Genomic DNA, 18,665 nt, shown 5'->3' with positions numbered 1-18,665 from the left:
CTAGATCACCTCGCCCAACAACGCCTGCTGGCTGCTGCCAAATGTCAGGTACTCCACCAGTTCCGCCAGCGGCAGTGGCTTGCTGATCAGGTAACCCTGGGCCTGGTCGCAGCCAAACAGACGCAACAATGCCAGTTGCTCGGGCGTTTCCACGCCTTCGGCCACCACTTCCAGGTTGAGGTTGTGGGCCAGGTTGATCATGGCGTGCACCAGCTTGCGGTTTTCCTCGCGCTCTTCCATGCCGCCGACAAAGCTCTTGTCGATCTTGAGCAAGGCAATCGGCAGGCTGTTGAGGTGCACGAAAGACGAGAAGCCGGTGCCAAAGTCATCCAGGGAGAAGCGCACGCCCAGGCGGCCCAGGGCATCCATGGTCTGCTTGACCAGGTCACTGCGGCGCATCACGGCGGTTTCGGTGAGTTCAAACTCCAGCCATTGCGCCTCCACCCCGCGCTCGGCAATCAGGCGGCTGAGGGTCGACAGCAACTGGCTGTCCTGGAACTGGCGGAACGACAGGTTGACCGCCATGTGCAGCGGCGGCAGGCCGCGTTCGCGCAGGTCCTGCATATCGCGCAGGGCCCGGGAAATCACCCAGTAGCCCAACGGCACGATCAGGCCGCTCTGCTCGGCCAGGGGCACGAACTCGCTCGGCGGCAACAGGCCACGTTCGCCGTGGCGCCAGCGCACCAGGGCTTCGAGGCCGACGATATGCCCATCGTCCAGGTCCAGCCGCGGCTGGTAATGCAGTTCCAGTTCGTCACGGCGCAGCGCCCGGCGCAGTTCGCTTTCCAGGTCGGCGAGGCTGCGGGCGTTGCGGTTGATGCGTTCATTGAAGATATGAAAGGTACAGCCCTGGGTGCTCTTGGCCTGTTGCATGGCGATATGCGCGTGCCACATCAACGGGTCGGCGCCGGCCTTGGCGCGGGCATGGGCCACACCGAGGCTGCAGCCGATCAGCAGGCTCTCGCCATCAACCCAATAGGGCTCGGCCATGGCCTCGGTAATGCGTTCGGCCATCCACTCGGCGCGTTGCGGCGCACGGCGGGTGTCGATCAGCAAGGCGAACTCGTCACTGCCCAGGCGCGCCAGTTGGTCACCGACCTCCAACTGGCTCTTGAGCCGCGAGACCACTTGCAGGATCAGCCGGTCGCCCGCCTGGTGGCCAAGGGCATCGTTGGCGTGGCGGAAGTTGTCCAGGTCCAGGTGGCCGAGGGCCAGGCCACGTCCGTCGTTTTCCGCCAGGCGCGCGGCCAGCAGGGTCTGGAAACCCTGGCGGTTGGCGATACCGGTCAGTGGGTCCTGTTCGGCCAGGCGTTGCAGAGTGTTTTCCAGCAGGCCACGCTCGCGCACATGGCGCAGGCAGCGGCGCAGCGTATCCACATTAAACGCGCCGCAGATCAACCAGTCGCTGGCGCCCAACGGCGCCACCAGCGGCTCCTGCTCCAACAGCAAGACGGTGGGCAGGCGACAACGCCCAGGGCCGGGTTGCAGGCTGGGGGTGGTCAGCAAGACGGCCGTGCGGTCGTCGTCGAACAGGCTGCTCACCGACTCCCAGTTTGGCGCACTGATCAGCACAGCCCCATCGCCCATCGGCGCCAGGCACTCGCGCAACAACGCTGCCCACATAGGCGTATCGGCCAGTAGCAGCAAACGCAAGGGTTCGACAGGCGTAGACAAGCTAGCTCCCTAGTCTTTGCAAAATTTCGTTGGCGGCGGGCATTATGACGTGCAGCCTGATAATGACCAATGATATTGGTTATCAAATACGCGCAGTGCGGCTCTAGATCGAACAATAGACCCAAAAACCCCGCACATCCTGCGGCAAAGTAACAAAACCGGCAAATTTAGATCGAGCGGTACGTCACACTGTCGTTCAGAGGCGGCAGAATCTTGCCAGCCTGTTAAAATGCCCGCCCTTTTCGCTCAAAGACTCCCAAAACCCTGTATGTCCCGACTCAATCCCCGGCAGCAAGAAGCCGTGAACTACGTCGGCGGCCCTCTATTGGTGCTCGCCGGTGCTGGCTCCGGCAAGACCAGCGTGATCACCCGCAAGATCGCGCACCTGATCCAGAACTGCGGCATCCGTGCCCAGTACATTGTCGCCATGACCTTTACCAACAAGGCGGCGCGGGAAATGAAAGAGCGCGTCGGCACCCTGCTCAAGGGTGGCGAAGGCCGTGGCCTCACCGTGTGTACCTTCCACAACCTGGGGCTGAACATCATCCGCAAGGAGCATGTGCGGCTGGGCTACAAGCCGGGCTTCTCGATCTTCGACGAGACCGACGTCAAGGCCCTGATGACCGACATCATGCAGAAGGAATATGCCGGCGACGACGGGGTCGACGAGATCAAGAATATGATCGGCTCGTGGAAAAACGACCTGATCCTGCCGCCCGAGGCCCTGGAAAACGCACGCAACCCCAAAGAGCAGACCGCCGCCATCGTCTACACCCACTACCAGCGCACGCTCAAGGCGTTCAACGCGGTGGACTTCGACGACCTGATCCTGCTGCCGGTCAAGCTGTTCCAGGAACACGCCGATATCCTCGAAAAGTGGCAGAACAAGGTGCGCTACCTGCTGGTGGACGAATACCAGGACACCAACGCCAGCCAATACCTGCTGGTGAAACTGCTAATCGGCACGCGCAACCAGTTCACCGTGGTCGGCGACGATGACCAGTCGATCTACGCCTGGCGCGGTGCGCGCCCGGAAAACCTGATGCTGCTCAAGGACGACTACCCGTCCCTGAAAGTGGTGATGCTGGAGCAGAACTACCGCTCCACCAGCCGCATCCTGCGCTGTGCCAACGTGCTGATCTCCAACAACCCCCACGAGTTCGAGAAACAGCTGTGGAGCGAGATGGGCCATGGCGATGAGATCCGCGTGATCCGCTGCCGCAACGAAGACGCCGAAGCCGAGCGCGTGGCCGTGGAAATCCTCAGCCTGCACTTGCGCACCGACCGGCCCTACAGCGACTTTGCGATCCTGTATCGCGGCAACTACCAGGCCAAGTTGATCGAGCTGAAGTTGCAGCATCACCAGGTGCCGTATCGCCTGTCCGGCGGCAACAGCTTTTTCGGACGCCAGGAAGTAAAGGATCTGATGGCCTACTTCCGGCTGATCGTAAACCCGGACGATGACAACGCCTTCCTGCGCGTAATCAACGTACCGCGCCGGGAAATCGGCTCCACCACCCTGGAAAAGCTCGGCAACTACGCCACCGAACGCAAGATCTCGATGTACGCCGCCACCGACGAAATCGGCCTGGGCGAGCACCTCGACACACGCTTCACCGATCGCCTGTCGCGCTTCAAGCGCTTTATGGACAAGGTGCGCGAGCAATGCGCCGGCGAAGACCCGATCAGCGCCCTGCGCAGCATGGTCATGGATATCGACTATGAAAACTGGCTGCGCACCAACAGTTCCAGCGACAAGGCCGCGGACTACCGCATGGGCAACGTCTGGTTCCTGATCGAGGCGCTGAAGAACACCCTGGAAAAAGACGAAGACGGCGAAATGACCGTCGAGGACGCCATCGGCAAGCTGGTGCTGCGCGACATGCTCGAACGCCAGCAGGAAGAGGAAGATGGCGCCGAAGGTGTGCAGATGATGACCTTGCATGCGTCCAAGGGCCTGGAATTTCCCTACGTGTTCATCATGGGCATGGAAGAGGAAATCCTCCCACATCGCTCCAGTATCGAAGCCGACACCATCGAAGAAGAACGGCGCCTGGCCTACGTGGGCATTACCCGCGCGCGCCAGACCCTGGCCTTCACCTTTGCGGCCAAGCGCAAGCAGTACGGCGAGATCATCGACTGCGCCCCGAGCCGGTTCCTCGATGAGCTGCCACCGGACGATCTGGCCTGGGAAGGCAACGACGACACCCCAACTGAAGTCAAGGCGGTACGCGGCAACACCGCCCTGGCGGATATACGCGCGATGCTAAAGCGCTAGAATCGACTACTTTTTAATCTACTTTCGGCGCCCCTTGCGCCACCAGAGGAAGCTTTTGTGGAAGCACTGCACAAGAAAATTCGCGAAGAAGGCATCGTGCTTTCCGACCAGGTACTCAAGGTCGACGCCTTTCTGAACCATCAGATCGACCCGGCGCTGATGAAGCTGATCGGCGACGAATTCGCCGCGTTGTTCAAGGATTCTGGGATCACCAAGATCGTCACCATCGAAGCCTCGGGCATCGCGCCGGCGATCATGACCGGCCTGAACCTGGGCGTGCCGGTGATCTTTGCCCGCAAGCAACAGTCCCTGACCCTGACGGAAAACCTGCTGTCGGCCACGGTGTATTCCTTCACCAAGAAAGTCGAAAGCACCGTGGCGATCTCCCCGCGCCACCTGACCAGCAGCGACCGCGTGCTGGTCATCGATGACTTCCTGGCCAACGGCAAGGCGTCCCAGGCGCTAATTTCGATCATCAAACAGGCCGGCGCCACCGTGGCGGGCCTGGGGATTGTGATCGAGAAGTCGTTCCAGGGCGGCCGTGCGGAACTGGATGCCCAGGGTTACCGGGTTGAGTCGCTGGCACGGGTCAAGTCCCTGGCCGGTGGCGTCGTGACCTTCATCGACTGAAGGTGAGCGAGCACAGTTAAAAATGTGGGAGCTGGCTTGCCTGCGATAGCGCAGTGTCAGGCGACAGAGATGTCGACTGTCAGGCCCTCATCGCAGGCAAGCCAGCTCCCACATTTGCCTTGTGTTACCTGTCAGCGTGCGGTGGCCTGTAGGCCAGTAAGCAATAGCCGCTGATACAAATCCTCTTTGAACCCCTCCGGCTTATCCAGGCGCATGCGCACCAGGTGCTCGGCAAACGCCTCAGGCTCCGGGGCATCCAGCGCCGCCTTGCCCAACTCCAGAATCTCCGTCAGCTTGAATTTGCTCTTGAGCCAGTTCAGCGCACGCAACAAATCGCGCTCTTCATCGCTGAAGTCACTGCCCAGCGGGTACTCCGGGAACAGCCTTGTATGCCGCGCCTGCACCGCCTGCAAACGCTCGGGCGTATTGTCGGCAAAACGCTGGGCGAGCTGGAAGTCCTTGGGCAACTTGCCGGCTTTTTGCGCCTGCTCGATCAAGCCGGCCTGGAACCGCGAGTCGGTGATATTGAGCAGCGCCTCGATCACCTTGGCGTCGGTCTGACCGCGCAAGTCAGCGATGCCGTATTCGGTGATCACGATATCGCGCAGGTGCCGGGGAATCGTGCAGTGCCCGTATTCCCAAACGATATTGGAGCTGACCTCACCGCCCGACTCGCGCCAACTGCGTAGGATCAGGATCGAGCGCGCGCCCTCCAGTGCATGGCCCTGGGCCACAAAGTTGTATTGCCCACCCACCCCACTGAGCACACGGCCGTCTTCCAGTTGGTCGGCAACCCCGGCGCCCAACAGCGTCACCATGATCGCGCTGTTGATAAAGCGCGCATCCAGGCGCTGCAAACGCTTGAGTTCTTCCTGCCCGTACAGCTCGTTGATATAGCTGATGCGGGTCATGTTGAATTCCAGGCGCTTGGCGTGGGGCATTTCCTGCAAGCGCTGGTAAAAACTGCGCGGTCCCAGGAAGAAACCACCGTGGATCGACACCCCATCGGGCTGTGCCGCATCGTCCAGCAAGCCCGCGTTGGCCTGCTCTTGGGTCGCCACATCCGGGTACACCTTGCGCCGCACAATCCCGGCATCAGCCAGCACCAGCAGGCCGTTGACGAACATCTCGCTGCAACCATAGAGGCCCCGGACGAAGGGCTCGACCCCACCCTCGCGGCTGATCAGCGGTGCCCATTGGTACACATCCAGATCGCTGAGCAACTGCCGGTAGCCTTCGTTATCGGCCTGGCGCGCCAGCAGCGCGGCGGTCAGGGCGTCGCCCATCGAACCGATGCCGATCTGCAAGGTGCCGCCATCACGCACCAGGGTACTGGCGTGCAAACCGATGAAATGGTCCTGCAAACCCACCGGCATATTCGGCGTGGAGAACAGCGTAGTGCGGTCCTTTTCGTCGATCAGGAAATCGAACTGATCCATACCCAGCTCGGCATCCCCGGGCATGTAGGGCAAATCTTCATGCACCTGGCCCACCACCAGGATGGTCTCCCCGGCCGCGCGGCGCTTGGCAATCATCGGTAGCAGGTCGAGGGTGATATCGGGGTTGCAGCTCAAGCTCAGGCGATCCGGGTGTTCGCTGCTGCTGGCCACCAACTGCGCGACCAGGTTCAGGCCGGCGGCGTTGATATCGCGGGCGGCATGGCTGTAGTTGCTGCTGACGTAGTCCTGCTGGGCCGAGGCGCTGTGCAGCAGGCTGCCGGGCTGCATAAAGAACTGCTGCACGTGGATATTGGCCGGCAGGCTGTCCTTGCGCAGAGCGGCGAGGAAATCCAGCTCGGGGTAATCGCCGAACACCCGCTCGATAAACGGTTCCAGAAAGCGCTTTTGCAAACCATCGCCCAACGGCGGGCGGCCCAGGCTCAGGGCGGTGTAGATCGTCAGCGCCCGCTCGGGCAGCTTGGCGATACGCCGGTACAAGGCATTGGCAAACAGATTCGGCTTGCCCAGGCCCAGGGGCATACCCATGTGGATATGCGCAGGCAAGCGCTCCAGTACGTCATCGACCGCTTGTTCGATTGAACACAACTGCACCATCCGACCCTCCTGAACATTCCGTGATTAGGGGTTGGACCGAGCTTGCCGGGTCTTTGCTGCAATGAACAGCAATCAATTTAAAAAGCCGGCCACCGAGTCTGGAGAGAAGCGAAAAAACAAGACTGTACGCACATCGTTTGATCGAAGCCTCATTAACAAGAAAAGACTTACAAACCACTAAACCTATCCCTACATCAATTTAAGACGCGATAAAAAGACAAATCTTACCCACCCCCTAATATCAACTGAAGAAAAAACTGTAAAAACTTTAAATCGCGGCCAAGCCTCTCATCTTAGCAAAAAATGGATTTTCAAGGAGCCACAATGAAAGCCATAACCCATGTAGTCATTATAGGCTTTGGAAGTATTACCCAAGGCCTGCTCCCTCTATTATCAAAACATTACAGCAGAGTAAAAATAACTATTTTTGAAAAATCAATCAGTAAAAGTCTTTCTGATATCGCCACTGAATTTTCGGCCGACTTAAAAGAAGAAACTATTACGTCAAAAAACTTCAAACACATATTATCTCCACACCTAAATAAAAACACTTTTTTAGTTAATCTCGCAATTTCTATATCTAGCCTAGAGCTTATAATACTTGCAAAAAAATACGGCTCACTTTATTTGGATACATGTATAGAGCCATGGAATTACAAATCCGAAGACAATCAGACACTCACTAGTAATTATGAGCTTCGGGAGGCAATCAAGAAACATAAACAAAAAAGTAATGACCCAACAGCCATTGTTGCCCATGGAGCCAACCCCGGCTTCATCTCAATACTGTTGAAGAAAGCCTTAATAGAAATGGCTGCGACCAATAACATCAAGGCAGACCCAAGCACCCAAATTGAATGGGCAGCACTAGCAAAAGAACTTGAGATACAAGTTATACAAATTTCCGAACACGACTCTCAAATCTCTGCGTCAACACGCGCCCCTCTTGACTTTATTTCTACATGGTCCACGGATGGCCTCATTACTGAGCTTCTCCAACCAGCAGAACTGGGCTGGGGAACCCATGAAATAGAAATGCCGAGCGGCGCAAGAAAAAATGGCCATGCAATAGAAATGTTAGAGCAGGGACGCGAAGTCAGAGTTAAAAGCTGGTCACCTAACTACTTAGAATTTTCTGCATACTTACTAACCCATAATGAAGCACTTTCAATCTCTGAGTATTTGACTTTAGGCGACGCCGAGAACCCAATATATCGCCCAACAGTCTACTATGCGTATAAACCATGCGATCAGACACTCGATTCAATACAACTATTGGATCGAAGCACAGAAGCAAAAATCGCGAAAAAAATCATTTTAAAAGACGAAATAATATCTGGAACAGATGAGTTAGGAGTTTTTCTAATCAGCAAAAAGTTTAATTCTTTTTGGCTAGGGTCAACCCTATCAATTGGAAAAACCAGAAAGCTAGCCAAACACAACAGCGCAACAAGCTTACAAGTTGTCTCTAGCATAATTAGTGGAATGAAATGGGCAGAACACTTTCCAGAAGCAGGGATCGTAGAGTCCGAAAATCTAGACTGGCGTTATATATATGATATAGCCGCTAATTATTGGGAACCAATAGTCAATAAACAAACAGACTGGAAACCTTCCGACACCGACAACAGATTATTATTCAAAAATTTTTTGGCATGAATTAGCCCCCTGAAAACCAACTAAACTCAAAGGTCATGAAAATGAATAGTAGGCAGAATTCCAGCAATACACTTGAAAAGCCAAATAGTGCGTCTGCAATTCTTAAAAGCTTTTATTTCCCAACGTCGAAACTTAGCGAGACAGAAAAATCCGACTGGAAAGGAATATTTTTCGACTCAATAATCACCGAGTACGATGCCCGGAGGCTCTACTGGCATATAGAGGATCAAAATCCCAGTGCCACGTCTGAGTTAGCCGATGTTTTAAGACCCTGGCTTAGAGACGAAATTGATCACGCTTATGGTTTTTCCTTAATTTATTCAGCCTACACAGGCAGCCCACTAGACGAAGTCGTATTGGAGGTTGAGACACGAAAGTCTAACTTCGAGAGCATAGACCCTTTTATGCAGGATACATTTAGGCTTCTAATTTTGCTTGCTTATGACGAGATAATTACAACACATGTCTATCATCGCAGCATAAAACAATATGACAAATTTAACTCTTCGCAACTTTCAGCCTGGATTAGGAAAACCAAAAAAGACGAAGCCAAGCATTTTTTCTCTTTCATAGAAAAAGCTAAGCAATTATTTCCAGAAAGGCTTCAAGAGGCCCCTTTAATCCTTGAAAAACTATTTGAACTAGACTTTGAAAAAACACAGTACACCGGAACCTTTGTACTAGACCACAACACAACTGATTACCCAATCACTAAAAAAGAAATAGAAGGAATAATAATCCCTACAATAATTAAAAAATTGAATGAGAGTACTCACTCATCAAAGGGAACAAAAAAATGAAACCACCATTCCTCAAAAAACGGCATTGGAGCGCTAGATCCTTATTCAAGGAAATTTCCAATAGCGGCTGGATCAATCCAGGTATTGACCCAAAATACGAAAAATTCTTTCTGGCTGATCTATTCTCTGAATATGATGCAATAAGCTTGTATCACTACCTCTATCCCAAACGATCTGAGCTATCTTCCTACTTCGTGCAATATTTGGACCTATGGTTTTTAGATGAACGAAATCACTCCGACGGCTTCCTAGAGTTAAATCGTTTATTATTTAATTCAGACGAAGAAACCATGCTGAACAACCTAAAGTCAAGGCATGGCAACTTTGAACACCTTGAATATCTGCTATCAAACGAAGTTAACTTACTCACCTTGTTTGCTTACGACGAACTTATTTCAGTTAAGACATATAGAAAAGATACATTTTATAATGAGTTCGGGCACCCAGCATTCAATACATGGATTAGTAATTTAATAGCCGACGAAGCAACACACTTCGCAAACGCCATCAAACTATTAAGACACCATCACTCATACAATCTAGATAAAATCGAAAAAGCTTTAGATCACATCACCCAACTTGAAAGTATTCCTTATCGAAACACTTTCCTGCTAGATCATGACGGACCACACTTCCTGCTGGGAAACACCAACTATGAAAAAGCAGCGGCGGGTGAAATACTAACCATACTAGCCAGGAACAAGAGATGAAAAGTAGCCACTACTTAATATTATCCATGGTGCTTATGATATTTGGTGAAGTACTGACAATCTATAGCGAAGTATATGCATCAAAGCTTTCCACTAGAGCTATAGAAAACCCCGAGTTATTCATAAAGCCTATTCTACTTATATGCGCCGCAGGTATAAGTTTAATATTTGCGTACTGGCTAGGTTACCAAGCCACAGGAAATATATGGATCGTGACAGTAGTGTCATTAACATTGTTACTTATATTAGAACCTATAGTCATTTATGCGATGCTGGGGGAGTTTCCAGGACGTGGAGCGCTAGTCGGATTTATTCTGGGGGGAGCAGGACTATTGGCGACGCTGGTACTTTAAGAAAAAAACCCGCTATTGTTATTCAAAAAGGTTAGCTCACTTTGTGGGCTAACCTTTTATTTAAACGCTTACACTCTTACTTTAGTCCCGACATCTTCTCTATCGCACCCTTGAGGTCGGCATCCGAGCAATCGGCGCAGGTGCCTTTAGGCGGCATGGCGTTGACCCCGGTGATGGCCTTGGCCAGGATGCCGTCGAGGCCGCCCTGGTGGTCGGCGCGCTCTTTCCAGGCGGCGGTATCACCGATTTTCGGTGCGCCCAACAGGCCAGTGCTGTGGCAAGCATTACAGTGTTTGGCGATGATCTCGTCCGGCGTTTTCGCGCCGCCACCGCCCGCGGCTACCGCGACTTCCATCCCCTTGCATTCTTCGCCCTGGACACAGACTTTCCCCACAGGCTCCAGACGCTCGGCAATAGCATCACTGCTCGTCTTGCTAACAGGGGGCTCAGCTTTCTGCCCACAACCCGCTAGGGCCAATACTATTGCTGGTACGGCCAGCATTTTCATAATTAGGTTCACGCGTTCACCCTCATGGTGGCTATTCACGCCTGCGGCCACGGTTTCGCAGGCGGCGAAAGTATAACGGTTAGGCCGCCTCACTGAAACAACCCTATTATCCAAGGGGGGATTCAGCAGGGCGAAATACAACGATGGGCACCTCTGCAAGGTAGGCAGGGCGCCTCTTCTGTTAAAAGTTCGCGGGTGTGGCTGCGCTGATTAGTCGCGCCGGCACATCGAACGGATTGCGAAAGCGGTGCGGCTTGGTGCTTTCAAAGTAGTAGCTATCGCCGGCTTCGAGCACAAAAGTTTCGACGCCCACGACCAATTCCAGACGGCCTTCCAGCAAGATCCCGGTTTCCTCGCCATCATGGGTCAGCATTTCCTCGCCCGTATCGGCGCCCGGCGGGTAGATTTCGTTGAGAAACGCAATCGCCCGGCTGGGATGCGCCCGGCCCACCAGCTTCATGGTCACCGCCCCATCGGAGATGTCGATCAGCTCATTGGCTTTATAGACGATCTGCGTCGGTTTTTCCTGGAGGATCTCCTCGGAAAAGAACTCGACCATCGACATGGGGATGCCGCCCAGCACCTTGCGCAAGGAGCTGATGGAGGGGCTGACACTGTTTTTCTCGATCATCGAAATGGTGCTGTTGGTGACGCCCGCACGCTTGGCGAGTTCACGCTGGGAAAGACCTTTCAGTTTACGGATGGATTGCAGTCGTTCGCCGACGTCCAATGCAGGAGCCTCCTAGGATTCAGGCTTTGTTGTAATTGAGCGTTATCATGGCGACAGCGTTCAGTATTTACAACACTTTGGTCTGAATCCCGCAGGACGTCGTCGACGACCGGCGGCTAGGCGCCGGAATAGAGCCGTGGCACGCGGCGCAGGTTGCAAAAAATCTGGTAGGGGATAGTGTCAGCGGCGGTCGCCACATCGCTGGCGAGGATGTTTTTGCCCCACAACTCGACGGTCGAGCCCAGACCCGCCTGGGGCACATCGGTCAGGTCGATGCACAGCATGTCCATCGACACCCGCCCCAGCAACTGGCTGCGCTGGCCGGCGACCAGCACCGGCGTGCCGGTCGGCGCGTGGCGTGGATAACCGTCGGCATAGCCCATGGCGACCACGCCGATACGCATCGGTTTGGGCGTCACGAAGCGCGCGCCATAACCCACGGGCTCGCCCGCCGGCAGTTCGCGCACGCAGATGACTTTCGATTCCAGGGTCATCACCGGCTGCAAACGCGCGGCAACCGCCTGGTCTTCGCCAAAGGGCGTCGCGCCGTAGAGCATGATGCCGGGCCGTACCCAATCACTGGAGACGCTCGGCCAGCCCATCACCGACGGCGAGTTGCGTAGGCTGACCTGGGCCGCCAGGCCCTGGCGCGCCGCGTCGAATACTGCGACCTGTTCATCGCTGCTGGTGCAGTCCAGCTCATCGGCACGAGCGAAGTGGCTCATCAGGACGATCTTCGCCACTTTGCCACTGGCCAGCAGGCGCTGGTAGGCGTCGTGATAATCCTTGGGATGCAACCCGACCCGGTGCATGCCCGAATCCAGCTTCAACCACACCGTCAGCGGCTGGCTCAGGCGCGCCTGCTCAATCGCCTCCAGTTGCCACAGCGAATGCACCACGCACCAGAAATCGTGCTCGATGATCAGCGGTAGCTCGTCGGCCTCGAAAAACCCTTCGAGCAACAACACTGGCCCACGCACTCCGGCGGCGCGCAGCTCCAGCGCTTCCTCGATACAGGCCACGGCAAAACCATCAGCCTGGTCTTCCAGGGCCTGGGCCACGCGCACGGCACCATGGCCATAGGCGTCGGCCTTGATCACGGCAAGGGCCTTGGCTCCGGTCAGTTCGCGGGCCAATTGGTAGTTGTGGCGCAGGGCTTGTAGGTCGATCAGGGCACGGGCAGGACGCATGGCGGCAGGCTTCTAGGCGGCGGTGGAAAAAACCGGTACCGGCCAAGAGCGCCGGCACCGCAAGAGGGATCGTCTAAGGCAGAGCGGCCACGACAGACAGCTCGACCAGGATTTCTGGTTCACACAGTTTCGACTCGACCGTGGCACGGGCCGGGGCCACGCCTTTTGGCAGCCACTTGTCCCAGACCGCGTTCATGCCGGCAAAGTCGGCGTCGATGTCCTTGAGGTAGATCGTCACCGACAGCAGCTTGGTTTTGTCGGTGCCGGCCAGATCCAGCAAGCGCTCGATATTGGCCAGGGTTTCACGGGTCTGCTGTTCAATCCCGGCACTCATGTCGTCGCCGACTTGCCCTGCCAGATACACGGTACCGCTGTGGACGACGATCTGGCTCATGCGCTCATTGGTGAGCTGGCGCTGGATTGACATGTTTGGTGGACTCCTGAGGGTTGCCATAACGGGAAATATCGAGGCCGGCGGCACTGATCTGCGGGGTTTTCCTGGCCATCAGGTCCGCCAGCAGGCGACCAGAGCCACAGGCCATGGTCCAGCCGAGGGTGCCGTGGCCGGTGTTCAAGAACAGGTTTTTGAACGGGGTGGCGCCGACGATCGGCGTACCGTCCGGGGTGGTCGGGCGCAGGCCGGTCCAGAAGGTGGCTTCGCTCAAGTCACCGCCCTGAGGATAAAGGTCGTTGACGATCATCTCCAGGGTTTCGCGCCGCCGTGGGTTCAGCGACAGGTCAAAACCGGCTATTTCAGCCATGCCACCGACCCGGATGCGGTTGTCGAAACGGGTGATCGCGACCTTGTAGGTCTCGTCGAGAATGGTCGAGGTCGGGGCCATCGCCGGGTTGGTGATCGGCACGGTCAGGGAATAGCCCTTGAGTGGATACACCGGCGCCTTGATCCCCAGTGGCTTGAGCAACTGCGGCGAGTAACTGCCCAGGGCCAGCACGTAGCGGTCGGCGGTTTCCAGCTGGCCGTCGATCCACACGCCGTTGATGCGGTCGCCGGCGTGGTCCAGACGCTGAATGTCCTGCTCGAAACGGAATTCCACCCCCAACTGCTTGCACATATCGGCCAGGCGGGTGGTGAACATCTGGCAGTCGCCGGTCTGGTCATTGGGCAGGCGCAGGGCACCGGCCAGGATATCCGTGACGCTGGCCAGGGCCGGCTCGACGCGGGCAATGCCGGCGCGGTCGAGCAGCTCGAACGGAACCCCGGACTCCTTCAGCACGGCGATATCCTTGGCCGCACCATCCAGTTGCGCCTGGGTACGGAACAATTGCGTAGTCCCCAGGCTGCGGCCTTCGTAGGCAATGCCGGTTTCGGCGCGCAGTTCGTCGAGGCAGTCGCGGCTGTACTCAGACAGGCGCACCATGCGCTCCTTGTTCACCGCATAACGGTTGGCCGTGCAGTTGCGCAGCATCTGCGCCATCCACAGGTATTGGTCGAGATCGGCGGTGGCCTTGATCGCCAGCGGCGCATGACGCTGCAGCAGCCACTTGATGGCCTTGAGCGGCACACCCGGCGCGGCCCAGGGCGACGCATAGCCGGGCGAGACCTGGCCGGCGTTGGCGAAGCTGGTCTCCATTGCAACGGCCGGCTGACGGTCGACCACGACCACCTCAAACCCGGCACGCGCCAAATAGTAGGCACTGGCCACACCAATGACACCGCTACCCAAGACCAAAACGCGCATTTTTATATCCTCATCGCGGCCTGACCGCTGACGTTTGTTGTTCAGCACAAAGATGCGGGCAGTATAAAAAGCAATGACCAGTGCATTTCACTATATAAGTGCCTATATTTGGCGACAATTCTCGGCAAAAACCCTTTTCACGGAGGAGCATCCCCTATGCGGACCAACACCCAGACCAAGCGGGAGCTGGACAAGATCGACCGCAACATCCTGCGCATCCTGCAGGCCGACGGGCGGATTTCGTTTACCGAGCTGGGGGAGAAGGTCGGGCTGTCGACCACGCCCTGCACCGAACGGGTCCGACGCCTGGAGCGCGAGGGGATCATCATGGGCTACAACGCCCGCCTCAATCCGCAGCACTTGAAGGGTAGCCTACTGGTGTTTGTCGAGATCAGCCTCGACTACAAATCCGGCGACACCTTTGAAGAATTCCGACGTGCCGTGCTGAAACTGCCCCATGTGCTGGAGTGCCACCTGGTCTCAGGGGACTTCGACTACCTGGTGAAGGCGCGAATTTCCGAGATGGCGTCGTACCGCAAACTGCTGGGCGATATCCTGCTCAAGCTGCCCCATGTGCGCGAGTCCAAGAGCTATATCGTGATGGAAGAGGTGAAGGAGAGCCTGAACCTGCCGATCCCGGATTGATCCTGTGGGAGCTGGCTTGCCTGCGATAGCGATCAACCCGCCGCCATTTTCATTGCCTGGCACACCGTCATCGCAGGCAAGCCAGCTCCCACCTTTTGACCGAGTACATCTGTCAGACCAGCACCTGCCGCGTCGTCGCCATGTACTCGTGAATCTGCTTCTCCACCCGAGGGTGAATCAGCTCCACCGGGCCACGGTTGTTGGGGCATGGCAGGCTGGGTGTAGTCCCAAACAGCCTACAGATCAACGGGCGCTCGTCGTACACCGTGCAACCGTTGGGCCCCAGGTGCACGCAGTTCAGCTCATCCATGGCCGCTTCCTGCTCGGCCGCCGTCTTGCGCGGCAGGCGCGACATTTCCTCGGTGGAGGTCGTCACCGGCCCACAGCAATCATGGCAACCCGGCACACACTCGAACGAGGGGATCTGCCGGCGCAGCGCGTTGACTTTCTGGCTGTTGCAACTCATTGAAACCCATACCGAACGGCGAATAGGCGTGGATTTTGCCCTAAAAGCCCCGAGTGAGACAGCTTCACCCGACCGCTGTATCCTGCGTCAAATTTTCCAAACACGGATGCTCCCCATGACCGCCAGCGCCCGGCACACCGCTTCCTACTACGCCGCCAGCAGCCTGCCGCAACCCGATTACCCGGCACTGGCGGGCGAAGTCATCGCCGATGTGTGCGTAGTGGGCGGCGGGTTTTCCGGGCTGAACACGGCGCTGGAACTGGCCGAGCGCGGCTTTAGCGTGGTGCTGCTGGAGGCGCGCAAGATCGCCTGGGGCGCCAGCGGGCGTAACGGCGGGCAATTGATTCGTGGCGTCGGCCATGGCCTCGATCAGTTTGCCCATGTGGTTGGCACCGAAGGCGTGCGGCAGATGAAGCTAATGGGCCTGGAAGCCGTGGAAATCGTGCGCCAGCGGGTCGAGCGCTTGCAGATTGATTGCGACCTGACCTGGGGCTACTGCGACCTGGCCAACAAACCCCGCGACCTGCAAGACCTGGCCGCCGATGCCGAAGAACTGCGCGAGCTGGGCTATCGCCATGAACTGCGCTTGCTGCAAGCCGGGGAGATGGGCAGCGTGATCGGCTCCGACCGCTATGTGGGCGGCATGATCGACATGGGCTCCGGCCACCTGCACCCGCTGAACCTGGCCCTCGGCGAAGCCGCCGCCGCGCAGCAACTGGGGGTGAGGTTGTTTGAGCAATCGCAAGCGCTACGCATCGACTACGGCCCTGAAGTCAACGTCCACACCGCCCACGGCAACGTGCGCGCCAAGACCCTGGTACTGGGTTGCAATGCCTATCTCAACAACCTCAACCCCCACCTGAGTGGCAAGGTGCTGCCGGCCGGCAGCTACATCATTGCCACCGAACCCTTGAGCCCGGCCCAGGCCGCCGAGCTGCTGCCGCAAAATATGGCGGTGTGCGACCAGCGGGTCACCGTGGACTACTTCCGCCTGTCGGCCGACCGGCGCCTGCTGTTCGGCGGTGCTTGCCACTACTCCGGACGCGATCCCCAGGACATCGGCGCCTATATGCGGCCGAAGATGCTCAAGGTCTTCCCGCAATTGGCCGAGGCGAAGATCGACTATCAATGGGGCGGCATGATCGGCATCGGCGCCAACCGCCTGCCGCAGATTGGCCGGCTGGCCGACCAGCCCAATGTGTACTTTGCCCAGGCCTATGCCGGCCATGGCCTGAACGCCACCCACCTGGCCGGCAAGCTGTTGGCCGAAGCCATCAGCGGCCAGCACAGTGGGCGCTTCGATCTGTTTGCCCAGGTGCCACATATCACCTTCCCCGGCGGCAAGCACCTGCGCTCCCCGCTGTTGGCCCTGGGCATGCTCTGGCACCGGATGAAAGAACTGCTCTGACTCAACCGCGCCAGAACGGCTTCAAGCCTTCCCGGCGCGCCTGCTCGGCACTCAGGCCGATATCGCGCAGTTGCTCCGGGGTCAGGTCCAGCAGGGCCTGGCGCGTGTGGCAACGACGCCAGAACAGTTCCCAACGGCCTGGGTTGCCAGGCGCCAGCCCGGCCATCTCGCGCCCCTGCCCTGCTTCCAGTTCCTGACTGTGTAACGCCAGCCGCACATCGCTCAAGCCACTCATTGTCTTGCCCCTCATTTGCCTGTTGCCATGAGTGACTAGAATGGACGGCGCGGCAAAACCATTACAGATTCAACCCACCTTTATTAAATCCATACAGATACTGCCAAGCGCGGGCTGAATCCTGTATTTTCCTCCCATCTGTACTGGTCCCCGGGGAGCGACCGCCATGACCCTCTACGTCAACCTTGCCGAACTGCTGGGCACCCGCATCGAACAGGGCTTCTATCGCCCCGGCGACCGCCTGCCCTCGGTACGCGCCCTGAGCGTGGAACACGGGGTCAGCCTGAGCACCGTGCAACAGGCTTACCGGTTACTGGAAGATAACGGCCTGGCAACGCCCAAGCCGAAATCCGGCTACTTCGTGCCCATCGGGCGCGAGCTGCCGGCGCTGCCCGCCGTGGGTCGACCGGCCCAGCGCCCAGTGGAGATATCCCAGTGGGACCAGGTGCTGGAACTGGTGCGCGCGGTGCCGCGCAAAGATGTCACACAGATGGGCCGCGGCATGCCGGATGTACTGTCACCGACCATCAAGCCGCTGCTGCGCAGCCTGGCCCGGGTCAGCCGGCGCCAGGACCTGCCAGGCCTGTATTACGACAATATCTACGGCTGTATGGAGCTGCGCGAACAAGTCGCCCGTCTGTCATTGGATTCCGGCTGCCAGCTCGACGCCCAGGATATTGTGATCACCACCGGCTGCCATGAGGCACTGTCCGCCAGCATCCGCGCCATATGCGAGCCCGGCGATATCGTCGCCGTCGACTCGCCAAGCTTCCATGGCGCCATGCAAACCCTCAAGGGCCTGGGCATGAAAGCCCTGGAAATCCCCACCGACCCGCTGACCGGCATCAGCCTCGAAGCCCTGGAACTGGCCCTGGAACAATGGCCGATCAAAGTCATCCAGTTGACCCCCAACTGCAACAACCCCCTGGGCTACATCATGCCCGAGGCACGCAAACGGGCGCTGCTGACCCTGGCCCAGCGCTTTGACGTGGCAATCATCGAAGACGATGTGTATGGCGAACTGGCCTACAGCTACCCGCGACCACGCACCATCAAATCCTTCGACGAAGATGGCCGCGTCCTGCTCTGCAGTTCCTTCTCCAAGACCCTGGCCCCCGGCCTGCGGATCGGCTGGGTAGCACCTGGCCGCTACCTGGAGCGGGTGCTGCACATGAAATACATCAGCACCGGCTCCACCGCCACCCAACCGCAGATTGCCATTGCCGAGTTCCTCAAGAACGGGCACTTCGAGCCGCACTTGCGGCGCATGCGCAGCCAATACCAGCGCAACCGCGACCTGATGCTCGATTGGGTCAGCCGCTATTTCCCCGCCGGCACCCGCGCCAGCCGGCCCCAGGGCAGCTTTATGCTGTGGGTGGAGCTGCCCGAGGGCTTCGACACCCTCAAGCTCAACCGGGCCCTGGTCGAACAAGGGGTGCAGATTGCCGTGGGCAGCATCTTTTCCGCCTCGGGCAAATACCGTAATTGCCTGCGGATGAACTACGCTGCCAAGCCAACACCCCAGATTGAAGAGGCGGTGCGCAAGGTCGGGGCAACGGCGATCAAGATGCTCGCCGAAGCCGAACAGCGTGTGGACTGACCTTTTGCCAGCAATCACCGTCCCA

The 18,665-nt window shown here is 57.6% G+C and carries 18 protein-coding genes; 9 read left to right on the top strand and 9 right to left on the bottom strand.

What is annotated here, in order from left to right; genetic code table 11:
- Window positions 1–1,674 (bottom strand): putative bifunctional diguanylate cyclase/phosphodiesterase, encoded by a 1,674-nt coding sequence (locus AO268_RS14860; RefSeq protein ID WP_099169087.1) that lies wholly within the window; start codon window positions 1,672–1,674, stop codon window positions 1–3.
- A 268-nt stretch (window positions 1,675–1,942) separates the two neighbouring features.
- On the opposite strand from AO268_RS14860, the gene rep reads away from it, so the two are divergent.
- Both rep and AO268_RS14850 read left to right on the top strand, forming a co-directional pair.
- A complete protein-coding gene (gene rep, locus AO268_RS14855) occupies window positions 1,943–3,952 on the top strand; it encodes a DNA helicase Rep (RefSeq protein WP_076963417.1) in 2,010 nt (669 codons plus the stop codon).
- Between the two features lie 57 nt (window positions 3,953–4,009).
- Window positions 4,010–4,582: a xanthine phosphoribosyltransferase gene (locus tag AO268_RS14850; protein WP_029289761.1), complete on the top strand. Its 573-nt coding sequence runs from the start codon at window positions 4,010–4,012 to the stop codon at window positions 4,580–4,582.
- A gap of 131 nt (window positions 4,583–4,713) precedes the next feature.
- Here AO268_RS14850 and AO268_RS14845 read toward each other — a convergent pair whose 3' ends face one another.
- On the bottom strand, window positions 4,714–6,636 hold the full coding sequence (locus tag AO268_RS14845) for an acetyl-CoA hydrolase/transferase C-terminal domain-containing protein (RefSeq protein ID WP_099169085.1): 1,923 nt from the start codon (window positions 6,634–6,636) through the stop codon (window positions 4,714–4,716).
- A gap of 324 nt (window positions 6,637–6,960) precedes the next feature.
- Here AO268_RS14845 and AO268_RS14840 point away from each other — a divergent pair, with 324 nt between their 5' ends.
- From AO268_RS14840 to AO268_RS14825, 4 genes are read left to right on the top strand one after another with little or no spacing between them, the layout of a single operon-like run.
- A complete protein-coding gene (locus tag AO268_RS14840) occupies window positions 6,961–8,295 on the top strand; it encodes a saccharopine dehydrogenase C-terminal domain-containing protein (protein WP_076963419.1) in 1,335 nt (444 codons plus the stop codon).
- A 41-nt stretch (window positions 8,296–8,336) separates the two neighbouring features.
- Window positions 8,337–9,095 (top strand): ferritin-like domain-containing protein, encoded by a 759-nt coding sequence (locus tag AO268_RS14835; protein ID WP_099169099.1) that lies wholly within the window; start codon window positions 8,337–8,339, stop codon window positions 9,093–9,095.
- The gene (locus AO268_RS14830; protein ID WP_090412878.1) at window positions 9,092–9,805 is read left to right on the top strand and encodes a hypothetical protein; all 714 of its coding nucleotides are present in this window, start codon (window positions 9,092–9,094) and stop codon (window positions 9,803–9,805) included. Before AO268_RS14835 ends, AO268_RS14830 begins: the two co-directional genes overlap by 4 nt.
- Window positions 9,802–10,158, top strand: a complete 357-nt coding sequence (locus AO268_RS14825; protein WP_076963420.1) for a hypothetical protein — start codon at window positions 9,802–9,804, stop codon at window positions 10,156–10,158. Before AO268_RS14830 ends, AO268_RS14825 begins: the two co-directional genes overlap by 4 nt.
- Before the next feature lie 76 nt (window positions 10,159–10,234).
- Here the strand turns inward: AO268_RS14825 and AO268_RS14820 are convergent, their stop codons facing one another.
- The 5 genes from AO268_RS14820 to dadA form a co-directional block, all read right to left on the bottom strand.
- Window positions 10,235–10,666 carry a c-type cytochrome gene (locus tag AO268_RS14820; RefSeq protein ID WP_076963474.1) on the bottom strand — a complete coding sequence of 144 codons (432 nt, stop codon included), beginning with the start codon at window positions 10,664–10,666 and terminating at the stop codon, window positions 10,235–10,237.
- Window positions 10,667–10,847: 181 nt separating this feature from the next.
- Window positions 10,848–11,396, bottom strand: a complete 549-nt coding sequence (locus AO268_RS14815; RefSeq protein ID WP_029289768.1) for a cupin domain-containing protein — start codon at window positions 11,394–11,396, stop codon at window positions 10,848–10,850.
- A 116-nt stretch (window positions 11,397–11,512) separates the two neighbouring features.
- Window positions 11,513–12,586 carry an alanine racemase gene (gene alr / locus AO268_RS14810; protein WP_076963421.1) on the bottom strand — a complete coding sequence of 358 codons (1,074 nt, stop codon included), beginning with the start codon at window positions 12,584–12,586 and terminating at the stop codon, window positions 11,513–11,515.
- A gap of 73 nt (window positions 12,587–12,659) precedes the next feature.
- Window positions 12,660–13,013 carry a RidA family protein gene (locus tag AO268_RS14805; RefSeq protein WP_032856829.1) on the bottom strand — a complete coding sequence of 118 codons (354 nt, stop codon included), beginning with the start codon at window positions 13,011–13,013 and terminating at the stop codon, window positions 12,660–12,662.
- Window positions 12,985–14,286 (bottom strand): D-amino acid dehydrogenase, encoded by a 1,302-nt coding sequence (gene dadA / locus AO268_RS14800; RefSeq protein WP_076963422.1) that lies wholly within the window; start codon window positions 14,284–14,286, stop codon window positions 12,985–12,987. The genes AO268_RS14805 and dadA overlap by 29 nt, the downstream gene beginning before the upstream one ends.
- Before the next feature lie 156 nt (window positions 14,287–14,442).
- Between dadA and AO268_RS14795 the strand changes: the two genes are divergently transcribed.
- Window positions 14,443–14,931, top strand: coding sequence for an Lrp/AsnC ligand binding domain-containing protein (locus tag AO268_RS14795; RefSeq protein WP_003206849.1), 489 nt, complete (start codon window positions 14,443–14,445; stop codon window positions 14,929–14,931).
- Between the two features lie 112 nt (window positions 14,932–15,043).
- Here AO268_RS14795 and AO268_RS14790 read toward each other — a convergent pair whose 3' ends face one another.
- Entirely contained in the window at window positions 15,044–15,397 is a 354-nt protein-coding gene (locus AO268_RS14790) for a YkgJ family cysteine cluster protein (RefSeq protein ID WP_029289779.1), read from the bottom strand.
- Between the two features lie 115 nt (window positions 15,398–15,512).
- Between AO268_RS14790 and AO268_RS14785 the strand changes: the two genes are divergently transcribed.
- Entirely contained in the window at window positions 15,513–16,805 is a 1,293-nt protein-coding gene (locus AO268_RS14785; RefSeq protein WP_076963423.1) for an NAD(P)/FAD-dependent oxidoreductase, read from the top strand.
- A 1-nt stretch (window position 16,806) separates the two neighbouring features.
- Here the strand turns inward: AO268_RS14785 and AO268_RS14780 are convergent, their stop codons facing one another.
- Entirely contained in the window at window positions 16,807–17,040 is a 234-nt protein-coding gene (locus AO268_RS14780) for a DUF1127 domain-containing protein (protein WP_076963424.1), read from the bottom strand.
- A gap of 166 nt (window positions 17,041–17,206) precedes the next feature.
- Here AO268_RS14780 and AO268_RS14775 point away from each other — a divergent pair, with 166 nt between their 5' ends.
- Complete coding sequence (locus AO268_RS14775) at window positions 17,207–18,640, top strand: aminotransferase-like domain-containing protein (RefSeq protein WP_099169083.1); 1,434 nt, start codon at window positions 17,207–17,209, stop codon at window positions 18,638–18,640.
- The last annotated feature ends 25 nt before the right edge of the window (window positions 18,641–18,665 follow it).

The organism is Pseudomonas sp. ICMP 8385 (genome assembly GCF_002699915.1).
GTDB classification, from domain to species: Bacteria; Pseudomonadota; Gammaproteobacteria; order Pseudomonadales; family Pseudomonadaceae; genus Aquipseudomonas; species Aquipseudomonas gessardii.
Note: the sequence above shows the minus strand (reverse complement) of the source record. Positions and strands in the feature narration are given on the sequence as shown.

Excerpts from the sequence above, each read along its gene's own strand:
- AO268_RS14780 (WP_076963424.1), bottom strand. The coding sequence starts at position 17,040 with ATGAGTGGCTTGAGCGATGTGCGGCTGGCGTTACACAGTCAGGAACTG.
- dadA (WP_076963422.1), bottom strand. The coding sequence starts at position 14,286 with ATGCGCGTTTTGGTCTTGGGTAGCGGTGTCATTGGTGTGGCCAGTGCC.
- AO268_RS14820 (WP_076963474.1), bottom strand. The coding sequence starts at position 10,666 with ATGAAAATGCTGGCCGTACCAGCAATAGTATTGGCCCTAGCGGGTTGT.
- AO268_RS14825 (WP_076963420.1), top strand. The coding sequence starts at position 9,802 with ATGAAAAGTAGCCACTACTTAATATTATCCATGGTGCTTATGATATTT.
- AO268_RS14845 (WP_099169085.1), bottom strand. The coding sequence starts at position 6,636 with ATGGTGCAGTTGTGTTCAATCGAACAAGCGGTCGATGACGTACTGGAG.
- alr (WP_076963421.1), bottom strand. The coding sequence starts at position 12,586 with ATGCGTCCTGCCCGTGCCCTGATCGACCTACAAGCCCTGCGCCACAAC.
- AO268_RS14775 (WP_099169083.1), top strand. The coding sequence starts at position 17,207 with ATGACCCTCTACGTCAACCTTGCCGAACTGCTGGGCACCCGCATCGAA.
- AO268_RS14830 (WP_090412878.1), top strand. The coding sequence starts at position 9,092 with ATGAAACCACCATTCCTCAAAAAACGGCATTGGAGCGCTAGATCCTTA.
- AO268_RS14840 (WP_076963419.1), top strand. The coding sequence starts at position 6,961 with ATGAAAGCCATAACCCATGTAGTCATTATAGGCTTTGGAAGTATTACC.
- AO268_RS14785 (WP_076963423.1), top strand. The coding sequence starts at position 15,513 with ATGACCGCCAGCGCCCGGCACACCGCTTCCTACTACGCCGCCAGCAGC.
- AO268_RS14835 (WP_099169099.1), top strand. The coding sequence starts at position 8,337 with ATGAATAGTAGGCAGAATTCCAGCAATACACTTGAAAAGCCAAATAGT.
- AO268_RS14795 (WP_003206849.1), top strand. The coding sequence starts at position 14,443 with ATGCGGACCAACACCCAGACCAAGCGGGAGCTGGACAAGATCGACCGC.
- AO268_RS14790 (WP_029289779.1), bottom strand. The coding sequence starts at position 15,397 with ATGAGTTGCAACAGCCAGAAAGTCAACGCGCTGCGCCGGCAGATCCCC.
- rep (WP_076963417.1), top strand. The coding sequence starts at position 1,943 with ATGTCCCGACTCAATCCCCGGCAGCAAGAAGCCGTGAACTACGTCGGC.
- AO268_RS14805 (WP_032856829.1), bottom strand. The coding sequence starts at position 13,013 with ATGTCAATCCAGCGCCAGCTCACCAATGAGCGCATGAGCCAGATCGTC.